23 protein-coding genes are annotated in these 22,099 nt (G+C 36.8%); 5 read left to right on the top strand and 18 right to left on the bottom strand.

Annotated elements, in window-relative coordinates:
• Positions 1-268: 268 nt before the first annotated feature.
• Together D0T08_RS27695 and D0T08_RS27080 are read left to right on the top strand one after the other, a co-directional pair.
• Positions 269-412, top strand: coding sequence for a hypothetical protein (locus tag D0T08_RS27695; protein WP_158561361.1), 144 nt, complete (start codon positions 269-271; stop codon positions 410-412).
• Between the two features lie 6 nt (positions 413-418).
• A complete protein-coding gene (locus D0T08_RS27080; RefSeq protein ID WP_147322855.1) occupies positions 419-766 on the top strand; it encodes a hypothetical protein in 348 nt (115 codons plus the stop codon).
• A gap of 808 nt (positions 767-1,574) precedes the next feature.
• On the opposite strand, the gene D0T08_RS27085 is transcribed toward D0T08_RS27080, so the two are convergent.
• The 3 genes from D0T08_RS27085 to D0T08_RS28025 all read right to left on the bottom strand — a co-directional run bounded on the left by D0T08_RS27085 (position 1,575) and on the right by D0T08_RS28025 (position 2,899).
• Positions 1,575-1,811 (bottom strand): hypothetical protein, encoded by a 237-nt coding sequence (locus tag D0T08_RS27085; protein WP_116985894.1) that lies wholly within the window; start codon positions 1,809-1,811, stop codon positions 1,575-1,577.
• Positions 1,812-1,888: 77 nt separating this feature from the next.
• Positions 1,889-2,359: a hypothetical protein gene (locus tag D0T08_RS27090; protein ID WP_147322856.1), complete on the bottom strand. Its 471-nt coding sequence runs from the start codon at positions 2,357-2,359 to the stop codon at positions 1,889-1,891.
• Between the two features lie 48 nt (positions 2,360-2,407).
• Positions 2,408-2,899: a helix-turn-helix domain-containing protein gene (locus tag D0T08_RS28025; RefSeq protein WP_229239068.1), complete on the bottom strand. Its 492-nt coding sequence runs from the start codon at positions 2,897-2,899 to the stop codon at positions 2,408-2,410.
• A 352-nt stretch (positions 2,900-3,251) separates the two neighbouring features.
• On the opposite strand from D0T08_RS28025, the gene D0T08_RS27105 reads away from it, so the two are divergent.
• On the top strand, positions 3,252-3,470 hold the full coding sequence (locus D0T08_RS27105) for an AlpA family transcriptional regulator (RefSeq protein WP_116985896.1): 219 nt from the start codon (positions 3,252-3,254) through the stop codon (positions 3,468-3,470).
• Between the two features lie 8 nt (positions 3,471-3,478).
• Here D0T08_RS27105 and D0T08_RS27460 read toward each other — a convergent pair whose 3' ends face one another.
• The 14 genes from D0T08_RS27460 to D0T08_RS27170 all read right to left on the bottom strand — a co-directional run bounded on the left by D0T08_RS27460 (position 3,479) and on the right by D0T08_RS27170 (position 18,000).
• Positions 3,479-3,673 (bottom strand): hypothetical protein, encoded by a 195-nt coding sequence (locus tag D0T08_RS27460; RefSeq protein ID WP_147322857.1) that lies wholly within the window; start codon positions 3,671-3,673, stop codon positions 3,479-3,481.
• A gap of 12 nt (positions 3,674-3,685) precedes the next feature.
• Positions 3,686-4,405: a tyrosine-type recombinase/integrase gene (locus D0T08_RS27110; protein WP_158561362.1), complete on the bottom strand. Its 720-nt coding sequence runs from the start codon at positions 4,403-4,405 to the stop codon at positions 3,686-3,688.
• The gene (locus D0T08_RS28300) at positions 4,312-4,755 is read right to left on the bottom strand and encodes an Arm DNA-binding domain-containing protein (RefSeq protein WP_116985898.1); all 444 of its coding nucleotides are present in this window, start codon (positions 4,753-4,755) and stop codon (positions 4,312-4,314) included. Before D0T08_RS28300 ends, D0T08_RS27110 begins: the two co-directional genes overlap by 94 nt.
• Positions 4,756-5,235: 480 nt before the next feature.
• On the bottom strand, positions 5,236-6,819 hold the full coding sequence (locus D0T08_RS27120) for a T9SS type A sorting domain-containing protein (RefSeq protein ID WP_199538237.1): 1,584 nt from the start codon (positions 6,817-6,819) through the stop codon (positions 5,236-5,238).
• A gap of 19 nt (positions 6,820-6,838) precedes the next feature.
• Positions 6,839-7,579, bottom strand: coding sequence for a hypothetical protein (locus D0T08_RS27125; protein ID WP_116985899.1), 741 nt, complete (start codon positions 7,577-7,579; stop codon positions 6,839-6,841).
• Between the two features lie 65 nt (positions 7,580-7,644).
• Positions 7,645-7,956 (bottom strand): hypothetical protein, encoded by a 312-nt coding sequence (locus D0T08_RS27130; protein ID WP_116985900.1) that lies wholly within the window; start codon positions 7,954-7,956, stop codon positions 7,645-7,647.
• Between the two features lie 622 nt (positions 7,957-8,578).
• Entirely contained in the window at positions 8,579-9,808 is a 1,230-nt protein-coding gene (locus D0T08_RS27135; RefSeq protein ID WP_116985901.1) for a type II toxin-antitoxin system HipA family toxin, read from the bottom strand.
• Positions 9,805-10,113 (bottom strand): helix-turn-helix domain-containing protein, encoded by a 309-nt coding sequence (locus D0T08_RS27140; RefSeq protein ID WP_116985902.1) that lies wholly within the window; start codon positions 10,111-10,113, stop codon positions 9,805-9,807. The genes D0T08_RS27135 and D0T08_RS27140 overlap by 4 nt, the downstream gene beginning before the upstream one ends.
• A gap of 349 nt (positions 10,114-10,462) precedes the next feature.
• Positions 10,463-11,989 carry an SBBP repeat-containing protein gene (locus D0T08_RS27145; protein WP_116985903.1) on the bottom strand — a complete coding sequence of 509 codons (1,527 nt, stop codon included), beginning with the start codon at positions 11,987-11,989 and terminating at the stop codon, positions 10,463-10,465.
• A gap of 136 nt (positions 11,990-12,125) precedes the next feature.
• Positions 12,126-13,526 carry a tail fiber domain-containing protein gene (locus D0T08_RS27150; protein ID WP_116985904.1) on the bottom strand — a complete coding sequence of 467 codons (1,401 nt, stop codon included), beginning with the start codon at positions 13,524-13,526 and terminating at the stop codon, positions 12,126-12,128.
• A gap of 15 nt (positions 13,527-13,541) precedes the next feature.
• On the bottom strand, positions 13,542-14,873 hold the full coding sequence (locus D0T08_RS27155; protein ID WP_116985905.1) for a tail fiber domain-containing protein: 1,332 nt from the start codon (positions 14,871-14,873) through the stop codon (positions 13,542-13,544).
• Positions 14,874-15,336: 463 nt separating this feature from the next.
• Positions 15,337-16,446 (bottom strand): acyl-CoA desaturase, encoded by a 1,110-nt coding sequence (locus D0T08_RS27160; protein WP_116985906.1) that lies wholly within the window; start codon positions 16,444-16,446, stop codon positions 15,337-15,339.
• A gap of 350 nt (positions 16,447-16,796) precedes the next feature.
• Positions 16,797-17,249 carry a response regulator gene (locus D0T08_RS27165; RefSeq protein WP_116985907.1) on the bottom strand — a complete coding sequence of 151 codons (453 nt, stop codon included), beginning with the start codon at positions 17,247-17,249 and terminating at the stop codon, positions 16,797-16,799.
• A gap of 283 nt (positions 17,250-17,532) precedes the next feature.
• A complete protein-coding gene (locus D0T08_RS27170; RefSeq protein ID WP_116985908.1) occupies positions 17,533-18,000 on the bottom strand; it encodes a response regulator in 468 nt (155 codons plus the stop codon).
• A gap of 589 nt (positions 18,001-18,589) precedes the next feature.
• Between D0T08_RS27170 and D0T08_RS27175 the strand changes: the two genes are divergently transcribed.
• Entirely contained in the window at positions 18,590-20,767 is a 2,178-nt protein-coding gene (locus D0T08_RS27175; RefSeq protein ID WP_116985909.1) for a PAS domain-containing sensor histidine kinase, read from the top strand.
• Positions 20,768-21,147: 380 nt separating this feature from the next.
• Here D0T08_RS27175 and D0T08_RS27180 read toward each other — a convergent pair whose 3' ends face one another.
• Entirely contained in the window at positions 21,148-21,387 is a 240-nt protein-coding gene (locus tag D0T08_RS27180; RefSeq protein WP_116985910.1) for a hypothetical protein, read from the bottom strand.
• 305 nt (positions 21,388-21,692) lie between these two features.
• Here D0T08_RS27180 and D0T08_RS27185 point away from each other — a divergent pair, with 305 nt between their 5' ends.
• The gene (locus D0T08_RS27185) at positions 21,693-22,082 is read left to right on the top strand and encodes a response regulator (protein ID WP_116985911.1); all 390 of its coding nucleotides are present in this window, start codon (positions 21,693-21,695) and stop codon (positions 22,080-22,082) included.
• Positions 22,083-22,099 lie beyond the last annotated feature (17 nt).

Consider the following 22,099-nt stretch of genomic DNA (forward strand, 5'->3'; position numbering starts at 1 on the left):
ACTTCCTTAACGACTTGAAGCTTAAAGCTTAGCGTATAATCTTTTTGTGTACGCTTCACATAGTTGTTTTGATTTCCCATCTTCGATACTTTTTAATGTATCGCTATTTCAGGACGTGACAAGATTATTACTAAAGAAACTTGCACAATTCGATGTGGCTCTTCCTATTAGCGTATATGCATTGAAGGAGGAGAAAATCGAGGAATGGGAAAATGCAATCAGGTTAAGCTGGCAAAGTAGCTAAGAGTTTGATATAACCTTAAGTAATATGCAAATAACAGGAGATGATTACATTATCTACTCACAAGTTTCTATTTTTGATATAGTAGACAAATTAGAGGAAGAGATTAGAAAGATATGGCCGAATGCCGTAATTCAGGAGAGCGAAAAAATCCCATCTGAAAAGTTATGACTATTTGTGGGTAAAGATGAATTGATGATTAATGATTTAACGAAGGGCTACGAATTGGATGAAAATGGTGAAGGCTGTTTTTCAATCATAGGATGTTCTGAAGAGTTTGAGGATCGTCTCGTGGCTAATATAGAAAAAGGTATAATTACTCATGAGATCAGATTGTTAATGAAAAGATTCTGGTCATATAGCCTTGTTTTGCCTGCTCTGATCCATGAAGACCCTTTTTCAGCCATGATTTATAATTTAGTTATTAATGTTTTAGAAGATGAATACTATCCTGATGAAGATATAGGAACTACTCAGAGACCTGGGCAATGGTTTTTCGGAAAGAAAAAATATCCAATAGAATAGGTGTTTTTGAAGCTATTCTAACATTTAAATATTTTAAAGAAAATGAGTCCCTGATTTGCATAGTCTATTATAAATTAATGTACATGAGAAAACAGTTTTTAACTATTTTAATTTACTCATTCAGTTAGATTTTACAATTCAAGTACTCCATAAAGGTAGAAATTATTATAGAATAAGTAATTTGAAAGAGTTTTTTAAAGTAGGTGAGTAGTATTATGAAAGAGTTTCTGACAGTCAACAAGCATGTATTAAAATTGAGTAGTAACATTATGGTAGATATTTCCACTATCAGTACGCGCGCGTATGACCCCCCGAATATTCTGACATATATAGCGCGGAGAGTTATCATTTATAATGTACAGATATAATATTTTCTTTTAAGAAATAGCTGTAAAAACCTTACTAAACCTAACTTTTTAAAACGATTCGCGCGAATGCGTGCGCGAGAGAATAATTGCCAAAATGAAATTATTATTTTTTCTTAGAGATAGTATGAAATTAGTCTATTTATAGAAAATGATGAATTTTCTTGCATATAAAAAGGGGAGTAACTTTAAAGGAGTGTATTTTGTAACTAACCAAGTATTGTTGGCATCATAGCGCGTATATGATGTAAGAATTTTAAAAAAGAAACAAGTACGCGCGATCGCGCGCGAGGATTTGGTTAAAAAGCAAGTTTCTTGCAGTCCATAAAAAGGCTATATAATGAGTTTTCTTACACTATAAAAAAGGGAGTAAGATTTCTAATCATATATCAGATATATATATACTTGTACATTCCTATCAATAAATAAAATACTAAATATCTTTAAGCTTGAATTAGCTTTGGAACCCCTAAGGTTTTATTAATTGGTGTGACAAAAAACGCATGTTCACTTTCTAATGGGTCAAAAATAAAATTTATTTGTTTCTGTGGGCAAGCATAAGTATTGAAAATAGCAGAAGATATAGCATTTACACCTCCTCTTATATCTGATATTTCAAAAAAATTATGTTCACTTTCTTCAAGTAATTCTTTATTTCCAACAGTAATGCTGTTAATCACATAAACGAGCCCTGTTCCAATGTCTAAATTATTAGCTTTAATTTCAAGTTTAGAATGGATATAAATATCAACAATTTCTAGAGCCTTTTAGCCGCTAATTTGCTTAGAAAAGCCAGATAATCAAGACTATCTTTAAAAATATGAATGTTTTCCGGCTTGGGTGTACTACCGCGAATAAAAGAAACAGTTTGTACGCCGATACTTCCTCTAAAAAATGGATTAATTAATTCCCAGCCTTCCTCTTCGTTAAGAAACCCCAGTGTTTTTAGCTTTTCCTGCGTGAGTTTGTTGTATACAGAGATTTCGTGAAAATAGTATTGTGCAATGTTGGGAGAGATACCCAGGGATTTTAGAAAGTCAAAGAGTCCTTTGCTTTGAATTGTTTTGCGTCTGCTTTTAAGCATTAAATCGCTGCTTGCATAATATTTTTGAGTGAAAAAAGGTAATATATTCGGCTCTTTTAATAAAATATTCTTTTCTCCAAGATTTGTCTGAAAAACTTTGGTGTAGTCTGCCACATTACTAAGTTTCGCATTTGGTGAACCCATTGCGTTCTCCATTATAAGGTTTAATAGTCAGATGAAATTAAAAGAAAATCAACAAAGTTTGCGCGTTCGAAGCCGCTCTAAGTTGAAGCTTTGTAAATCAAAAGGACGATAGCGAACGGTTCGTCCTATCTTAATATGGATAAGGCCATATACTTTACTGGTTACCCAAACGGCAAGGGTACCGGATGTCGAATTAATTTCTTTGGCAGCACTTTTTCGATCAAGCAAACACTGGCACAAATGGGTTTGGCTTAATGGTTGAGATGCATGCTTTTCAATGAAAGTGTTTAAATCTGACAACAGATAATAAATGAGGTTGCCTTCTTTATAGTAGGGTAGATCATGATATTTGTTACACCGCCATACAGCGAGCGTATTAACAGAAAAGCAGAGGTATTTAGCGGCTGATGCAGGATTTAAAAGAATTTGTTTAGGAGCGTAATTTTTTAAAATCTTGGATAATTCAAAATCTAAAGTGGTGTGAGTCTGCTGAGGTTTAAAAAATACATAAGACTTAAAATCAAGAGGAAGATTATCCATTGATTACCCTTTATTTGCCGAGATCTGAAAGCAAAAAATTTAGATGACGGGTTTAGTGGGTAAAGGATTCGGCTACTGTCTGTCAATTTAATTTGCATTTCATTAAACACAAACAAACATTGTTTTCAAATAAGCATCTATTAGCAACAGGAATTGATTCTATAAAAGCAGAGATAATTTAAACACACGCTTGCATGGTTGACTATACTTCCTGTTTTAACTTTAGACTCGTACTGATACCGAGCTTAATAAGTTATATCTTTTATTCTATTCAGACAAAAACGTCATAATAATGCATCACAAATCTTTTATGAAATAGTTAGAGTTCAACCTCAGCAAAGTGAGTATTTGGATGAAAGATTCAAAACAATCAAATGATGAGCCCCTTGGCTTTATGCGCTTGAGTCAGATTATCAAGCTTATACCTGTCAGTAAGGTTACTTGGTGGAATGGTTGCAAGACGGGAAAATATCCAAAACCCTATAAATTAGGCCCTCGTATTACGGCTTGGAAGACCAGTGATATTTATCACTGCCTGGAAAACTTCAAAGTAACTAAGGAGGAAAATTGATTAGTCTGCTAATCATCTTTTCTCTGTTTCAAAAGCATCAGATATTGCCCTAGCTTTTCAAAAGCCGCTTTTTGCTCATGAATAAGAGCGGCTCTCTGATAGGTTTCCATGATTTTGTCTTCCGTCTTTTGATTCAGGCATTTCTTGATGATATGAGGCATAATCCCTAATTCCTGCATTGTTGTTCCAGTTGTTCTTCGCAAGTCATGAATGACCTAGCGACCTTTCGGGAGTACTAAGGCCTGAGGATTACTTGCCCGGTTCTTATCTGATGGTTCTTCCTGTCTATCAGTTATTTGTTTCGCTAAAGCCTGACGGGAAATCGGCCCGTCTGATGTACGATTGGGAACCAGCCATTTAGTCGTCCTGGTTTCTTTTAGAACTTCTAATTGCCTCAAAGCAAAATCTGAGAGGTAAATTTCATGTGCTTCATTGTTTTTAGCATGGTCAGCGGGAATATAAAAAAGCCGCTTCTGTAAGTTGATATGTTCCCAGCGGGCTCTTAGCACTTCATTTACCCGACAGCCTGTCGCCAGTAAAAGCCAGAGAATAGCCTGGTATTCTTCCCTTAGTCCGGCATTAGGCAACAATCCTGCTAACAGGCGTAATTCTTTTTCATCTAAATAACGCTTGCGGGGCGGTTCTCTTCCTCCTACTCGTTCTTTGGTAAGACGATGGGTAGGATTCTGCATGATTAATTCTTCGTCTTCAGCATAACCAAAAAACTGCTTTAAATAAGACAATAAACGATTAGCCATAATTTTAGACTTACGCTTTAGTGGCCGTTCAAGCAGAAACCGTATATTTTCTTTGGTAATTTCATTAATAGGATAATCTCCAATCACAGGAAACACATCTTTGTCAAAAGCACGGTTAATTTCTTCACCGTCATCTTTCCGGTTCTGCAACTCATTCTGTTTCCATGCCTGAAACACTTTTCTGACTGTATGTCCCTGCTGCCTTTTTCTTTCGGCCAGTTCCTTGGCTTCCTGTTGTAGCTGTTTATCAGCCTCGTTAAAGGATCCAGACCTGAATCCAATAAAGCTCGCCTTTGAGAAGCTAATGTTCTTGCTTGTTTAAGGTTTGTATCTGTGAAAGAACCGAGTGTTTGTTTATGCCGCTGTTTGGTAACCGGAGAGGTATAGCGGAATATCCATTCCTTCGTCCCATAGCGGCGAACATATAAGTATAGCCCTCCTCCGTCATTATACATTTGATCTGTTTTACCAGATGATAGTCGTTCAACTTGCAGAGAAGATAAAAGGTGAAGTTTGTTCCTGGGCATTATGTCTCCTTGCCGTGTACCAACCCGTGTACCAATAAATTGTTAATTGGGGTGAATGCTATTTAATCCAGATATAGCACAAAACAAGCAAAATCAAATGCTTTTATTCTCAAATTAAACACTATCTTACTCTATTATTCCATAGAATTTTTGCATGGCATGCAAGAGGTCACCGGTTCGAGACCGGTTAGCTCCACCATTTATTTCAGTGATTTAAATAATGCTGCTCTTTACCATATTGAAAATGGCTTTTTGTAGTGTACCATCCCGTGTACCATTAAAAAGGCACTTCAATTAAGGCTGTCCCCTAATTGACAGGTTCCGGATTTCTTGGAAATGTCGACTATTTCATTCAGCAACGTAATTGATAAGAGGCAATATGATGAAAGAGAAAAACGCTATCTTGAAAAAAGAAAAACCCTGCATCAAAGCGAATATGCGCTGACACAGGATTCTTCATCCAGATGAAAATCTATCCCTTTATTCTAGCAAGATGCGGATCTTCCCGACTTCTCCCTTTGCATTACCTAAATGTAAATAATATGTACCCCTTGGCAGATCATCAACCTTGATTGACAAAGTCTTACTAGACTTGAAGGAATTGTCGGAGTAACTTTTAGTCGTATCTACTGTCTTAACTTCTTTGCCACTTGTTTCGGAATAAAGTGTAATAGTTTCTGGCAGATTTGTTGCCTCGCTAGATTCGTCAAATTCTATATTGATTACATCACGAGCTGGGTTTGGGAAAACCGTATAACTCACACTTCGCGCGCCACAATCATCAACGCAAATTGTAATGCCTTTTTGAACAGACCCGAAACAGTTGCTAGCAGTTACATCTATCCCGTAACAATTGTTGATGTAAGTATTAAACGTGGCACTTCCTCCCGAATAATATAGATATGTATTTGCAGGGTCACTGGTCGTCCAATTCCCAAAACTTGTTCCTGGCTCATCAGTATAAGCACTCAATTGAATTCCTGTGCCACGGCACATGAAATCAGGTTGTCCTCCAATATTATTATAAACTGCAAGAGCTGACGGTTTGGGAGCACTCTTTTTTACATTACGTTCCACACTATATCCGGTAGTATATGCACATACCGATGATGATGCTGAAACTTTGACTGTTCCATCTGCTGTACCAGTGATGTAAGCAGAACTTGTGTTACCAGGAGAACTTGCGGATATGCCGCCTGTCGTCACCCAATTGAAGCTTGTTGCATTTGCAGAAGTTGCCGTGATAGTTTGTGGGTTGCACAACAAGATGTCACCAGTATTTAGTGTTGGCGTAGTAGGAAGGGGGCGTGTTATTGTAATTGAAATTTTTGTGCGAAGGTTACTGTCGTTTCTTTTCGCTTCAATTGCAATCGTACCACCTGAACTAATATGCGGAGTAACCGTTACCGATGGGGAACTCGAACTGGCTGGTCCAGACCATCCTGACGGATAATAGAAATAATATGTAACGGGCGAACCAGAAGGATTTGTCGTTACTGCTGGCACTGAAACGGTTTTGGAGGATGTTCCGCATGCGTATAGTAGCGAATTTCCATTACTCAACGTAGAACTATTAAAAGTTATAGAGCTTGGGGTGCTTATATATTTAACTTCTATAGGCTGTGCTGAATTACCTCCTCCGGAAGCCATAATGCTGTTTATTTCCTTTGTTTTAGCAACTCCATCAAACCAGCTAAAGGTAATTTTTACCCTAATTGTTTTAGTGGGAGTACCCATGTTATAGTTGGCGGTGTTGTTCCATGTCACACCGATCTGTTGATTCGTGGTCTGACCATTAAGTGTTCCTCCAACCACAGTCCATGCATACGTTTGTGTGGCATTGTAGGGAACAGTACTCGATGTTTGATCGAATACAACAACTGGGACATAGTAATAAACTCTGGAATAAGATCCGGCAGTGGGTTCAAGATTGTAAAAACATCCACCGTCGTATTGAGTGGAGCATTCGGTTCCCTTTACGTAAACCTTTGGATCCACTTGGGCATACAAATGGGAATTTGTAAAGAGAAGAAATAAGGTGAGATAAGATAAAATGATTTTCACAAGCTTGTTGTTTTATGGTTTATAAATTGTAACTAAAATTCAATACAAAATATCCAAAAGAGGCAATTTCTGGTTCTTTGAGAATTTCCTTTGAAATCTGCTTTCCATTAAAAGAACTGGTTTGAACTTTCTTACCATAAAGCAGCCTTATCTGACTTTCGAGTGAAATAGCAAAACGATGATTTAGATAGTACTTTCCACCTATTAAAGGAGATAATATCACTGCATTCTGAATGGATTTAGTACTGAGTTTGCCTGTGATAGCAACGCCATTCTCATCATTTTTTTTTGCATAGTTGTCATGAAATTTGTTTATTTCTGCCCTCCAGCCAATGTCTGCCCCATAGAAAAACACAAATCTTCCACTGATTTTCTGCCATTCATAGCCAAGGGTGGCGGCTGGGCGAAAAAAGCTTGTTACGGGATTTGTAAGTTTGATAGTATTATCACCAAAAAAGGATTGGTTTTTTCCAAGAAAGTATGGGGTGACCATGAAGCGTATTGCTCCAGGATTAGTACCCCTAGTGATATTCCGCTTGATTAGATAAGGGTAACTCCAATTGTCAGCAGATTGTAGTTTAAACAAAGGAATCAGATTGATATTTATTTCCCACTTGTGCCGTTGGATTGGCTGGTCAATTGCTTTACTAAATAAAGTGAGATGCCTGGCCGGCAGAGTATCAGTCACTTGTGCCGTAGCATTTACAGCAAATAAGCAGGAAGCAAATAGTCTGCCTAAAAATTTGAAATTGTTTTTCATGGACATTCAATAAGTGATTAAGTTCAATTTTCAATAGAAATATTCATATAATGTATTGCCTAAAATTAGCCTGTTCCTTGAAATAAAGAAAAATCTGTATCAGAGAATAAAACTGTTTTGTGACCAGTTTCATTTCCCTCAAGGAGTGCTTGATTAAAATTGGCAATTCCCATTTGCTTGGATAACAACGCTGGAAATGAAGTTAGTTGAGCATCGGCATAGACGCCTCCGTTTCTAACCCCGGCAGAAAGTGTCGAACCTACTGCAACATATTTTAATATATTACCATTTTTATTTGCTATTTCACCTAACTCAATACTTTGCCCAAATGAATTAAGATGGCAAATAATTAAACTAAAAAAGAGGATTTTTTTCATTTTTTATAAAATTAGACTAATCTATCTTTAAAATTAGGTGTGAATAGCAGAGACCTATATCAAAGAAAGTTTGATACAACTTTATTATTTAAAGTACGTACGATTATAGGTTTACTTTTTGATAGTTTTTTTGAAGCAGTAATATTATATGATAGGATAAATCAGGTTTATCCTTTTAGCAAAAGAGAATTTTTCAGGAATTGGTGTATTTGGATTTTTAAAGAGCAGTAAAAAGATTGACTTGGTCTTATGTCCTTCAAAGACGAATAAGAGATAACTAGCGGACAGAAAAATGGATAGAATAAGTTAAATTCTTTCATGGTTCACAACAAATTGTTTTGTTACGAAACAAATGTAAAATCTAATCTCAATACGCTTTTCACTATACGTGAAATTCATTTATTTAACGGGAATTTTATTATTTAACGGTATATTTTCTCTTGACATGGAAGAGGTCACAAGTTCAATCCTTGTTACGCCCACCAGATTTTTCAATAACTTAAATCTTACAAGATTTTTACATATTTTGTAATGCTATTTTTTGGGTATCATCTTGGGTACCAATAAAATATAAACCCATTCACTTTTTTAAAGGGTGAGCTTAGAGTAAATACATTCCAATTTAAGTTTTTCTAATATTACTCTCGATTAAATTCACATTTGTAGGACTTACTCCATATTCTATTGCTAATTGTCTCCATTGCCCTAAAGCGTATTTGGTTTGATGTATAATATGGTCAATCAATTGTTTTGAAAGTTTGGCTTCCAGTCCTAATTTTACTAAGTGTTGCTCTTTAGGATTTTTTCCCTCACCCATGACCATAGTGCTTTGCTCTCCTCTAGGCCCACTGGAAAAGGTAAGGTCATAGGCAGGAGATAATTTCCACTGTCCTGTTTTATCCATCAGAAAACTGAAGTTTTTGGCGTGATCATCACGGTTATGTGATAATACATTGAAAACTGCCAAGCGATACATCTTTTCTACTTCACGCATATCTTTGGTAAGTGCTCCCGTGAGAGTCAGCAAATCTTCGTAGTCTAATGAGGGCATTCGGTAATCACTGTGCAACAAGCCTGCTGCTGTGTGCATATGATACCGCTTTAAGCCATCCCTATCAAAACGCTTGACAGCAAAATAACCAGCCCTCTTTTGTGAAGGAAATAAATGTACCTCCGGTATATTCACGCCTGCTGTTTTTGCCATGAGGGCGTAAACATATTCTATAGCACCAGCATCTGATCCATCTTGTGTATTAGGAAATTTAACGAGCCAGGGTTCAAACCCATCTGCAAGATGTTTTGCTCCGTGTGATATATTTTGACGATTCTGATCAAGTCCGATAAGGGCTTTAGGCCTTGCTCCGGCAGATGAGCCATTTAAGCTCAAGAGTTCTTTTATAACTTCCCCAGAACCTCCAGTAAGTACTTCTTCAGCTTTTTCGGCAAAATCATCTAGTTGAATTAAATCATGTATATCAGGTTGGCTGAAGTCCGGTTCATAGACCAATGCTCCCATACCTTTTAATCCCACATTGGCCAAACGTTCAAGAGGTGTTAACTCTGACGACAGCACGCCCTGTGAATTCATATAGCGGTCAAACAATAAGCGTCCCCAACCATCGGGCAAGCTATCATTGAATACGCCAGCCAGGCCTTCAAAAGGTCGTGGGGCAAATGAAGAAACCCCCGATTTTAGTGGCAAACGTATTGGAGAAATTTCAAGGTTCGATTGAAGGAAAGAATTGTGATACTCAAAATAGATAACTCCATCACGAGCAGCTAAACGCCCGACAGATAAGGTTTCTTCACCAAAGTCCAAACCCACCTTAATATCTGATACTGGTCTTTTCATTTCCGATGCCCTCGTTTACGTGTTAAACGATTGTCTTCTTTCAGCACATCATCAATTGAATTGAATAAGGGTTTATTTGGTTTTGTAGCGTCAATGATCTCCTCAAGTCCGCCAACCACTAACAGAAGTTTGAGAAAGGATTCGAGAGAAATAACCCCCTTCTGCTCAAATTTCCTTAAGGTAGGCAGAGCAACGCCTGAACGTTCCGATAATTCTTCCTGAGTCAACTCCATAAGCAAACGTCTCTTACGGATATTATCAGTAAGTTTTCTTTGAGCTTTGGATGGGGTTATAAGTGATACCATGATATTAGTTATGCCTGTAATACATTAGTTTATGATACTATTGTATTACAAACATACCTAAATTCAACTAAATAACCTATCACTTTTTGACATGCAAGAGGTCACAAGTTCAATCCTTTTTATGCCCACCATTCTTTTCAATAATTTAAATTAGAATTTAGTTACTTAAATTTCTGATAACTTTCTGCCGTGTATCAACCAGCGTACCAATAATTCTCGGATTGCGTTGAACTTTATAAACCCTATCGAAATGAGGTTACTAAAGACTAATAGGATAACAACATACAAGTTTACTGCAAGCTGAATTTTTGATTGATTAATCAATATTAGTCTTACTTTTACTTAAATACTATTTATCAAGCATGACAACAAAAATATCATGTAGTCCTTTTGAAGTTTTAGTATTTCTACCAAAAGAGGATGTGCCATTATAACCACCGACAGCATAAACATTTCCATTTAAATCTACTGTAATTCCGGATCCAGAGTCCTGATTTAGCCCTCCTGCTGATTGTACCCACTCAAAATTTGCATCACTATCAAACTTGGCTACAAAAATATCAGAAGCCCCTCTAGATGTTCTGGGTATTGGAAAAGCAGTACCATAAAAATAGCCTGTAATATAGACAGTTCCATCGTTTTCTACTACGATATCTTCCCCAAAATCATTTTCTGTTCCGCCCAGTGATCGTGCCCATTGGTAAGTACCACTAGCATTGTACTTGGCCACAAAAACCTCATAACCTCCTTGAGCGGATAAAGTATTTATTCCAAATGAAGCCAGACCTATATAGTTTCCTGTGATAAACACATTACCACTGCCATCTATGGCTATATCATTGCCTTCATCAGAAGATGTGCCTCCTGCCGACCGCACCCACTGCAAACTACCTATGTTATTGTATTTGGCAATAAAAATGTCAGTAAACCCTTTTGAGTCGTGGGAGGTTGCCTCAAATTGAGCTGTAGCTTCGTAATTGCCTGTGATATGCACATTTGCATTATTATCCAGTGCTATGCCAAACCCACTATCATTGCCTGTACCCCCTGCGGATTTTACCCACTGCAAACTGCCACTTGTATTGTACTTGGCCACAAAAATGTCAGTACCTCCTTGAGTTGTAAGGGTCGTTCCTGCAAATGTGGCTGTGCCAGAATAAGAGCCTGTAATATAAGCATTGCCACTCCCATCTACAGCAATGCTACTGCTTACCTCAGCAAGTAATCCTCCTGCCGACTGCACCCACTGTACAATACCATTGTTATTATACTTAGCCAAAAAAATATCAGAACTTCCATTAGAATAGATGGTGGTTGCTCCGAAGGTAGCTGAACCAGAATATTCACCCGTGATATAGATATTGCCATTGCCATCTAAAGCAATGCTACGTGCTGAATTATCGTTTGTTCCTCCTGGCGTCTGTACCCACTGCAAGGTACCGCTTTTGTTATATTTAGCTACAAAAATATCACGACTTCCTTTACTAGGAATTGAAGTTCCCCCAAAAATAGTAGTGCCTGAAAAATAGCCTGTTATATATATATTTCCACTGGCATCCAGAGCGATGTCTTGCCCATAATCCAAGTTTGTTCCTCCTTCTGATACAATGGCTAGCATGTTTGGCGCATAATTCTGAAGATCCTGGTAAGAACAGAGCCACTTTCCCTGAATATAGAAGCGCATGCAGTTATAAGTAATATCAAAGGCCTGGTCTCCTGTTTGAGGATTGGGCAAGGCCAGAATAGCCTCATAACTGAGACGGGGATAAGTACCACTCATGGCAGGTGTAATGCCTCCGGGAGTGATAGTTACATTTTGCGCCTGTACTTTAACCAAAGCCAGAAGCGCAATAAATAAGTAAAGGATTGTTTTCATAAAGCTTTTTAGTGATAAAAATTAAGAATTGCTACAAAATTACACCAGGCGTGGCTATTGCTGATAACCATTACTGATAATAGTATACAAATATTTACTTAACGGTTGAGGAAATTCTTGCAAAGCTGTATTACCATTATTTATCTGATATTGGGTATTCTTTACCAGCAGTTTGTGAGGTAGATTCAAGGTTTTCAAGACGAGCTTCCAGTTTTTGCATGAAGATTTTCAATTGTCGATTTTCAGCTTCGAGTACTTCCGTGCGTTTTTCGAGACTTTGGGCATATGCTTTTAAATCCTGCGTGCGTTTCTCCAAAGCCTGTGAGAAAATAAACAACAATCCATCCATATTGAGTGTGCTTACAGTGGTATCATTGCCAATAGTACCATATTTATCTTTACCGAAAGCGGCGAAAATCTCCTGTGCCATCGGGCCATAAAAGCGTTCAGGTTTCGCTCCTTGTTTTTTATAATTCCAAGAGCCTAAGCGCAGATTACGTAGTTTCAATAGAAACGATTCACCATCGGCCAGTACAATTTTTTCTTTACGGGTCGAGTCACTGATGGCACTCCAGGAACTCTGCCCATTGAGCATATGCGCTCCTGTACGGTTACTATTGCCACTGGTTATCAGATAATAGCCATTATAGAACCGGCCTACAAACTGGTCTGCTGCCCCCCCAAAGGTAACTCCCTGATTCAGAGGGTCTGAATCCCCAATCATAAAAGTACCTTCATTCCCATTTGTATTAACTTCAACTCCCATAGCAGTAGAGTATTGTCCGCTTGCCACTACGTCAAACCCTATAGCTGCCGAATACCCACCAGTGGCTTTTGAAATAAATCCTATGGCCGTAGATGCAATTCCGGTTGCTATTGTACCAAACCCTGATGCTATAGCATACTCCCCACTTGCTGTTGTGTTAAATCCTAGTGCTGTAGAAGCAAGTCCATCGGCTGTTGCATAAGATCCTATAGCGGTCGATAACTCGCCGGTTGCCTTTCCATAGATTCCCATTGCTGTAGAAAATTTACCACTAGCCTGATTATTAAAGCCTGAAGCAAAAGAAAACAAACCGACATTAGTAGCAGACCAACTAGTGGCATTATCACTACTAACCGTACCTACTCTGAAAGCTGACCTGCTGGGTATCCACATTAATCGTGTACCTGCTCCCTCCACTGGCACTGTAGGTGGATTGGATGTATTATCAGAATTGACAGTGAGTGTGGTTGGGTTGGCAGACCAGAATCCCCCTGAGTTGGTATTTTTGATTTCATTCCCTGCTAAGCCAGTTAGCTGCCAGTAGTTAGCGGTACTTCCAGCTTTGGGAAGCTCAACCCAAACGCCTGATTGCCGGTACCAGTAACTCTGGGCATTAGTATCAAAAACTAGTGTCCCATTAGTAGGGTTCACCATAGCTGTGCGTTGGGCGGTTGTCATAGATGGTAGTGCGGTACCTGGGGTAAGTGTAGTACTTTGGGCAAAGGCTACACTGGTAGCAAGCAGGAACAGAAGCGTGTATGTGGTTTTCATGGAATAAAGTGTAGATTATTTGTCGGTTTGAGCGGGTGATTTACTGATAGAATTGCTGGTCATTTGTTTAGCTTCGAGCGATTCAAGACGAGCATCCAGTGTCTGAATAATGGCTTTAAGTTGTTGGTTTTCAACCTGCAAATCTTGTGTACGTTTTTCCAAAGCCTGCGAGAATATAAATAACAAACCATCCATATTGAGCGTGCTTACAGTGGTATCATTGCCAATGGTGCCATATTTGTCATTACCAAAAGCCGCGAAAATCTCCTGTGCCATCGGGCCATAAAAACGCTCAGGGTTTACTCCCTGTTTTTTATAATTCCAAGAGCCTAAACGCAGATTGCGCAATTTCAGCAGAAACGATTCACCATCGGCTAGTACTATTTTTTCTTTACGGGTCGAGTCACTGATGGCACTCCAGGCACTTTGTCCACGACCCATAGTGGCACCTGTGCGGTTATTATCACCACTGGTCAAGAGATAATAGCCATTATAAAACCTACCCACAAACTGGTTTGTGGTACCCACAATGGTTTCTCCCATGCCCATAGGATCAGCATCACCCATAATAACAGACCCGGCCTGACCATTTGTATTTACCTTCCTGCCTATAGCCATCGCATAATTACCACTGGCAGTACTTTCTGCTCCTATAGCAATCGCATACTCACCATTTGCTGTTGTTTCGTAGCCTAAGGCTGTAGCATAATATCCACTGACTCCGACTGTTGTCCTATATCCTATTGCTGTAGATGCGTATCCTGTCGCTACTGAAAAAGACCCCATAGCAGTTGAACCCGCTCCATTTGCATTGGTATAAAGTCCTGTGGCTGTAGCATATCTGCCACTCGCCTCTGTATCAAAGCCTGTAGCAAAAGAAAATAATCCGATATTATCAGCTGCCCACTTGTTGCCATTATTAGTAGTAACCGTACCTGCCCTGAAAGCCGACCTGCCGGGTATCCACATCAATCGTGTCCCTGCTTCATTTACAGGAGCTGTAGGAGGATGAGACGTAAGATCAGCATTATCAGTTAAGCCTACCGGATATTTTGACCAGAACCCACCCGAATTGGTATTCCTGATCTCATTCCCTGCCAGACCTGATAGTTGCCAGTAATTGGCAGTACTACCGCTTTTAGATAATTCAACCCAGCTACCACTTTGTCGGTACCAGTAACTTTGCGTGCCTGTATCAAAAATGAGTGAGCCATTTACCGGACTGGGAATGGCTGTACGTTGGGCAGTAGCCATCTGAGGTAAGACTAATCCAGGACGTATATCTGTATTTTGTGCAAAAGCAATGCCTGTAGTAAGCAATAATAAAAATGTGTGAAGTTTTTTCATGGTAGATAAAAATTGTGTTATCTACTAAATTAGATAAAAAATGGCTATTATCAGAGGATAAAACAATTATTTTCTTAATGGTAAATAAATACTTTGTATAAACCTCTCTGTTGTGGAAGGGTACATCAGCAGATTTTCTGAGAATTTTACCTTATTTATCTGTTGTTTTTTATTCTCATGCGTATGAGACAGTGTAGATTCAAGGCGAGCATCGAGTTTCTAAATAATTGCTATAGCTTTCAACAGCTGGTTTTCTGCTGTTAAAAGGAATCTGATTGAGCAATGATTTGTTCATTCTCTTTTCCAAATTCTGTGTACATTTTTCCTAAGCCTGCGACAATATAAACAACAAGCCATCCATATTGAGCTTTCTTACAGTTTTGTCACAGCCAATGGTGCCCTAACCGAGGGCACTACCTTTAATATTTATTTACCTTTAGCATAGATACGACATACAAATCCTCTAAACGATTGCCTCGTTAAAATGCGGGGTTCCAAAACGTTTAAGACTTGCCACATGCGACTTTACTGCCTTAAAAAAAGTTTTGTTTTCCATATACGTAAGTCCGAATTCTTTAGCGGTCTGTTTCACAATCGGTGCAAGTTCAGGATAATGCACATGGCAGATTTTCGGAAACAGATGATGCTCTATCTGAAAATTTAAGCCTCCGATATACCAGCTCAGCCATTTATTGTGGGGAGAAAAATTAGCAGTTGTTTCCAATTGATGTACTGCCCAGTCCTGTTCAATAATTCCCTCTTCATTAGGTAGTGGATGGTGCGCTCCTTCTACAGAATGTGCTAATTGAAAAATAACAGTTAATACAAGCCCGGCAGCAAAATGCATCAGAAGAAAGCCAATTAACACCTGCCAAAAAGAAATATGAAAGACCATCGTAGGAAGCATAAGGAAAATGGCAAAGTAACTAATTTTTAATATAATTAGTCCTGCTAACATTCGCCTGTTTTCTGTCTTGCTCTGACGATTTACTCCTGACTTAATAAAATTAACATACTGAATAAAGTCTTTCAGGATAACCCAGTACAGAGTCAATATACTATAAAAAAAGAAAGCATATATCCACTGAAATCGGTGGAGACGCCCGACCTTTTCGTGAGGCGACAGTTTGATTACTCCCCGGTCTTTGATGTCTTCATCCACATTGGCAACATTGGTATAAGTATGATGAAGAATATTGTGTTGTAGCTTCCAGTTCATTACACCAACTCCAGCCAGATTGATAGTATAACCAACCCATTTATTGATAGTTGGATTTTTTGAAAAAGCACCATGATTGGCATCGTGCATCACACTCATGCCAATACCCGACACACCTGCTCCCATAACTAACCATAGCAAAAGGCTGACAGCGAAAGGCGGTGTAAAGGCAATCAGAATGATATAAGGTATTATATATGCAGCAACCAGAACAATGGTTTTTATGACCATTGTTTTATTGGCATATCTTGATTTTTGATTATCTGTGAAATATTGGTCAACTCTCTTCTTGAGCGTAGGGAAAAAGAGACTTTTATTCGCCGAAGCGAATTTGATTTTTTCTTGGTTTTTCATGACATTTTATTTAACTCTACTACCAAAAGACAGGCTAGAAAACAGAGTTAAACTTCGTCAAATCAGCAAGTCATTTATGAACCATTTGAACAGGTTCTATAATTAACAACGCTTAAAATCTATATTTATTTGATTTCAAGTAGTTTATAAGTACAGATATTGTAAATCCGAATGATTGTGGGTAGCTGTGGCACATTTGGGCAATTAATCAGTGGCAGAGATGCGTACATTAATTGACAGTTAAGAACTGGTTCGGTTCGATGGTCATTAATAATATGTCTTGTAGATGCTTTTTCAATTGCAGCAATTTAAAATATTTCAAGCATTTTATTCGCTGTCACTACTCTCACTTATGAAGCCTTATAATGAATATAAAATACGTCACGTCCAGGAGGGAAATACTCATTCCAATTAAGTATATAAGTATTCCTGATTATATCAACTAATACAGAGAATTCGACAGGTTTAATAATATACAGATTTGCACCAGCGTCATACGCCTTTTCAATATGCATAGGATGGATTGAATCTGTCATAATAATGCAAGGTATTTGTTTAAGCAGTTCATTACTCCTTATTTTTTGTAAATACTCTAATCCATTTATAAGGCCTAAGCCTAAATCAATGAAAATTATATCAGGCATTAATCTTTGAATAAGGATCAAATTATTTTTTAAATCTCTTACATCCTTTATGATAGTAAGATCGGTAGGAATTAAAATAATATCTAGTGCCATAGAAAAAAGTAACTGGTCATCTTCGTCATCCTCTAGCAGAATTATTTTTACTTTTTTTGATTTCATAGGTAGCAGTTAATATAGGTTGGTACATTTAATCTGCTAAGTAACAGTTTGTTTAGTGTCAATGTTTCGAAAGGAATTGTTTATTTTTTCCTTCTGTTCAATTTATATTTAGTCTAATTTATAGATGCCAGGTCCATTCAAAGTAATCCTTATAAATGCAGTTTCTAGTGATGAAATGCTGGGCAGTTCTTGACTTTATGAATAGACTATTTTTAATTATGAGGCAATTTGAATTAATCTGTAAGTATTTCTATTGCTGAGGTTTGTAACGTCCCGGAATAGCTTATTGATAGGTTTTGGCTATAAAAAATGACTCTCGCTTGGGTGGAAAATAATCTGCCCAATTTACTTCAAATAGTTTATTGAACATCTTTACAAAATCAGTATAACCAATGGGTTTTTCAAAATACAAATTTGCCCCATGATTATATGTTTCTTCAATATCTTTTGGAGCAGTAGAAGTAGTAAGAATAATGCAAGGTGTATTTTTTAGAATTTTGTTTCTTCTGATTTGTATTAAGCATTCTATGCCATTCATTTTAGGCATATTCACATCAAGAAAAATAATATGAGGAATAAAATTATTATTGCTACGCATGACATCTAATACCCCTTGTCCATCATTGACAATAGTTAGTTCAATGGATGTTGAAAGTTGTTTGATAGTGTCAGAAAATATGAACTGGTCATCTAAATCATCTTCGGCAAGCAATATCTTTATAGGAGAATATGTTGCAATTAAATTTTGCATTTGTTTGTGGATTTTTTATAAAGGTAGGATTATTTACGTATAAACATATTATTCAATCTTGTTTTGATGTAATTAATCACTTCATTGACAGATACATCCAGGTGAGTTGGTTAAATTATTTGTTCAGCAATTGACACATTCTGATATAGTGTCAATTTTGATTTGCTTTATAAAATCAGAAGGTATATCTATTATTCATGAAAAAGTCGTAAGATATAATCCTACGACTTTTTGATAATATAACTTTTGCTGTCAAGCCATATGCCTGACTGAAAGGTAAATTTACAACAGGTCAACCACTTCTTTGTTTAATTTTATAATTATTTTTTTACTGAAAACTTAAACAGGCTATTATTAGTTATAACTGATAAGTTGTTATATATGAATTTGAATAGAAACTGATATTCTTGATACAAACTATTATTACAATAATTGAAAACCAAATCCGACAAGTAATTATAATGTTAGTACATGAACAAAAAAAGTTAGGCTTAATGATCACTATAACTTCTGCAAGAATGCCTACTGCTTAATAGAAATAGTTTAACAAACGACTGTGATTTTAAATAATAATGATTGAAAAAATTCTATGAATTCTAAAACCACAGCTATGTCATTTATTTCAGGAGGAGGTGAAATGGGTGAATTATTTCGCCAAAAAGACTGGAGTCAAACAATCATCGGAAATTCTGAAAACTGGTCTTTAAGTTTAAAAATTATTGTCAATTTTCTGCTCAATTCTCCATTACCTATGTGCTTATGGTGGGAACCCGGCCAAATATGTTTTTATAATGATGCATTTTGTCCCATCTTAAATGAAGATGGAAAGCATCCTTTTGTCTCAGAAATGACAGTGCAGGAGACTTGGCCGGAAAACTGGGGTACTATCAAGCCTTTTATTGACCAGGTGTTTACCACAGGCAAGGCCGCTTTAAGTAAAAATCAATTAGTACCCATCTATAGAAAAGGCGCTATTGAAGATATTTCTTGGACGTTCAGTTATAGTCCTGTTAATGATGAATCTTACAAAGTTGCAGGTGTTCACATTACCTGTTATGAAAGAACCAATACAAACACTTTTATTTTAGACTCAAAAACTTCTATCAGCAAATTAGAAAACGTAGTAGAAAAGCATATCAAAGACCTTAAAAGTCTTACCTATACTCTTAAAAAGAGCGAAGAACGGTATCACTTAATGGTAGAAGAAGTGGAAGATTACGCCATTTTGTATTTGAATCGCAATGGAATCATTGAAAATTGGAATAAAGGAGCGGAAAAGATAAAAGGCTATGCAGCAAGTGAAATTATAGGCAGAAGTTTTTCAACGTTTTACACCCAACAGGATCGGGACAATCGCCTTCCGGAAAGGTTGTTGCAACAAGCCACTAATACAGGCAAAGCAGTTCAGGAAGGTTGGCGGGTTCGTAAGGATGGTAGCCTTTTCTGGGCAAGTATCGTAATTACAGCAGTACACAATGAAGAAAACGAAGTGATTGGGTTTTCAAAAGTTACACATGATCTGACAGAAAAAAAGATAGCAGAGGAAAAAATAAAAATTTATGCACACGAACTTGAAGAAAAAAACAGAGCATTAGAACAGGCCAATCATAATCTTAAAAAAAGTGAGGAACGCTATCACCTGATGGTAGAAGAAGTGCAGGAATATGCAATCCTGTATTTAAATAGAGAAGGAATAATTGAAAATTGGAATCAGGGAGCCGAGAAAATCAAAGGGTATAAAGCGGAAGAAATTATAGGCAAAAGTTTTTCAAACTTTTATACCAAACAAGACCGAGAAGATAATCTGCCTCAAAAACTGTTGCAGCAAGCTGTTACCACAGGTAAAGCGATACAGCAAGGCTGGAGAGTGCGCAAAGATGGCAGTCTTTTCTGGGCGAGTGTAGTAATTACAGCAGTACACAATGAAGAAAACGAAGTGATTGGATTTTCAAAAGTTACACATGATCTGACAGAGAAAAAGAAGGCAGATGACAGAATAAAAGCGAATACCCAGGAACTTGAACAAAAAAATAAAGAGCTCGAAAGAATCAATACGGAACTTCAGTCTTTTGCATATGTGGCAAGCCACGATTTACAGGAACCTCTCCGGAAAATACAAACTTTTTCTGGTCGATTATTAGAGAAAGAGCCTGACCATCTCTCTGAAGTCGGGAAAGATTATTTAGAAAGGATACGAAAATCTATCGTTAGGATGCAAGCACTGATTGAAGATTTGTTGGCGTACTCACGTACTAATATAGTCGAACGGGTTTTTAAGAAGACAGATTTAAGCGGTTTAATTAATGAGGTCAAAGAAGAACTCAAAGAATCTATTGCAGAAAAGAAAGCCACTATTGAAGTCGAAACTACTTGTGAGGTAGAAGTGATTCAATTCCAGTTTAAACAATTGATAGGGAATCTTATTGGGAATTCACTTAAATTTTCAAAGCCTGATATTCCACCTTACATTCAAATAAAAAGCTTCCTTACAGATCATAAAGCAGTAGGAAGCCTTCCTCTACTAACTCAACAAAAATATTGTCATGTAACTATTCAGGATAATGGAATCGGATTTGAACAAGAATATACAGACCGTATTTTTGAAGTTTTTCAACGTTTACATGGCAAAAGTGAATATAAAGGCACTGGTATTGGTTTGGCTATTGTCAAGAAAATAGTAGAAAACCATAACGGATTTATTACAGCTTCAAGTGTAGTTAACCACGGAGCTACTTTTGATATCTTTCTTCCGATAGATCATCACTAAAAATGAATTTTATGAACACTAACCAGATACTTACAAATCTCAAATAGCTTTGTTAAAATATAACTTTAAAGATGTAAAGTTATAGATAGAAAAGAGTTCTAAGGAGAGTTTGTTAATTAATAAGTTGTGAAATGATTTAGTTTTTCATACATTACTTATAGTATCCAAATACTTTTTTCAGTAACAGATATCATATTCGCTTGATAACCAGAAAAATATGAGCGATTTTTAAAATGCCTTTTTATATTATTAACAACACAAGATGAATGAAGTCTGCCAACTGATTGGCTTCTAAGTAAATTGATTAATTTGAAAACTTTTAGTCATAGGAACCACTACTAAATAGCCTGTTATTTGGTGCCCTGTTATTAATTCTCCTCTTATTTTGAATTAGTAATGGAAATATTGATTATTTCACTTTCTGGATTAAATGAAGATCTGAACTTTAATTCTTGTTCCTTGAGGGAATCAATAAATATCTTGATTTTTGAAGCGGATGTACTTTTATCTACTTTAACTGTTACCCCTTCTGATTCATCAGTAATCACCTCTTTTACAGAAATATCACTGTTTTCTAAAGCAATAAATACATGCTTTTTGAAGTCTGCATAGGTTTTCATAGTGTCGGCTAATTATTTATGGTTATTTGAGAAACATAGCTTTAATAATCACGAATTAGGTGATTTAGAAAAGTAACCTTAAATAATAATAGGGGGGAATTATACCGTAGCAGTAATGAATGACAAAGGTATGGCATAAATGATTATAAAGTCAAGAAAAACCAGTATTAAATTATGAAGGACGCTATTTCATGAATTGTTAGTTGTATAGTTTCTGTGCCATTCCTGGCTCAGTTTTCTGCTATTTAGCGATCCATCATGGTATAATTTTTTGCCTTTATTATTTCATATCTAAATTTTCAGCAATGAAGAGGAATTTTACTATACTCTTAGCCGAAGATGATGAAGATGATCAAGTAATTTTCCAATATCTTATTGATGAAAATCCTGCTTTAATCAACCTCATCTGTGTAAAAAACGGTGAAGAATTAATAGAATTACTGAACTCATCTGCTTCTAGAGATTTTGATATTATTATCATAGATATTGATCTGCCGTATAATTCCGGTCTTGAATATCTGAAAGAAATAAGAAGGAATAGGAAATTTGACCCCATTAAGTGTGTCATTTTTTCTATCATAAGAGATAGCAAAACTATTGAAGAAGCCTATCAAGCAGGTGCAGATTTATGCCTATCAAAGCCCTATGACTATAATAATTTAAAGGAGCTTCTCAACAAGATATTAGCATTATAATATGGTTTCAGCATTTC

It is taken from the genome of Emticicia sp. C21 (assembly GCF_003418935.1).
Lineage (GTDB): Bacteria > Bacteroidota > Bacteroidia > Cytophagales > Spirosomataceae > Emticicia.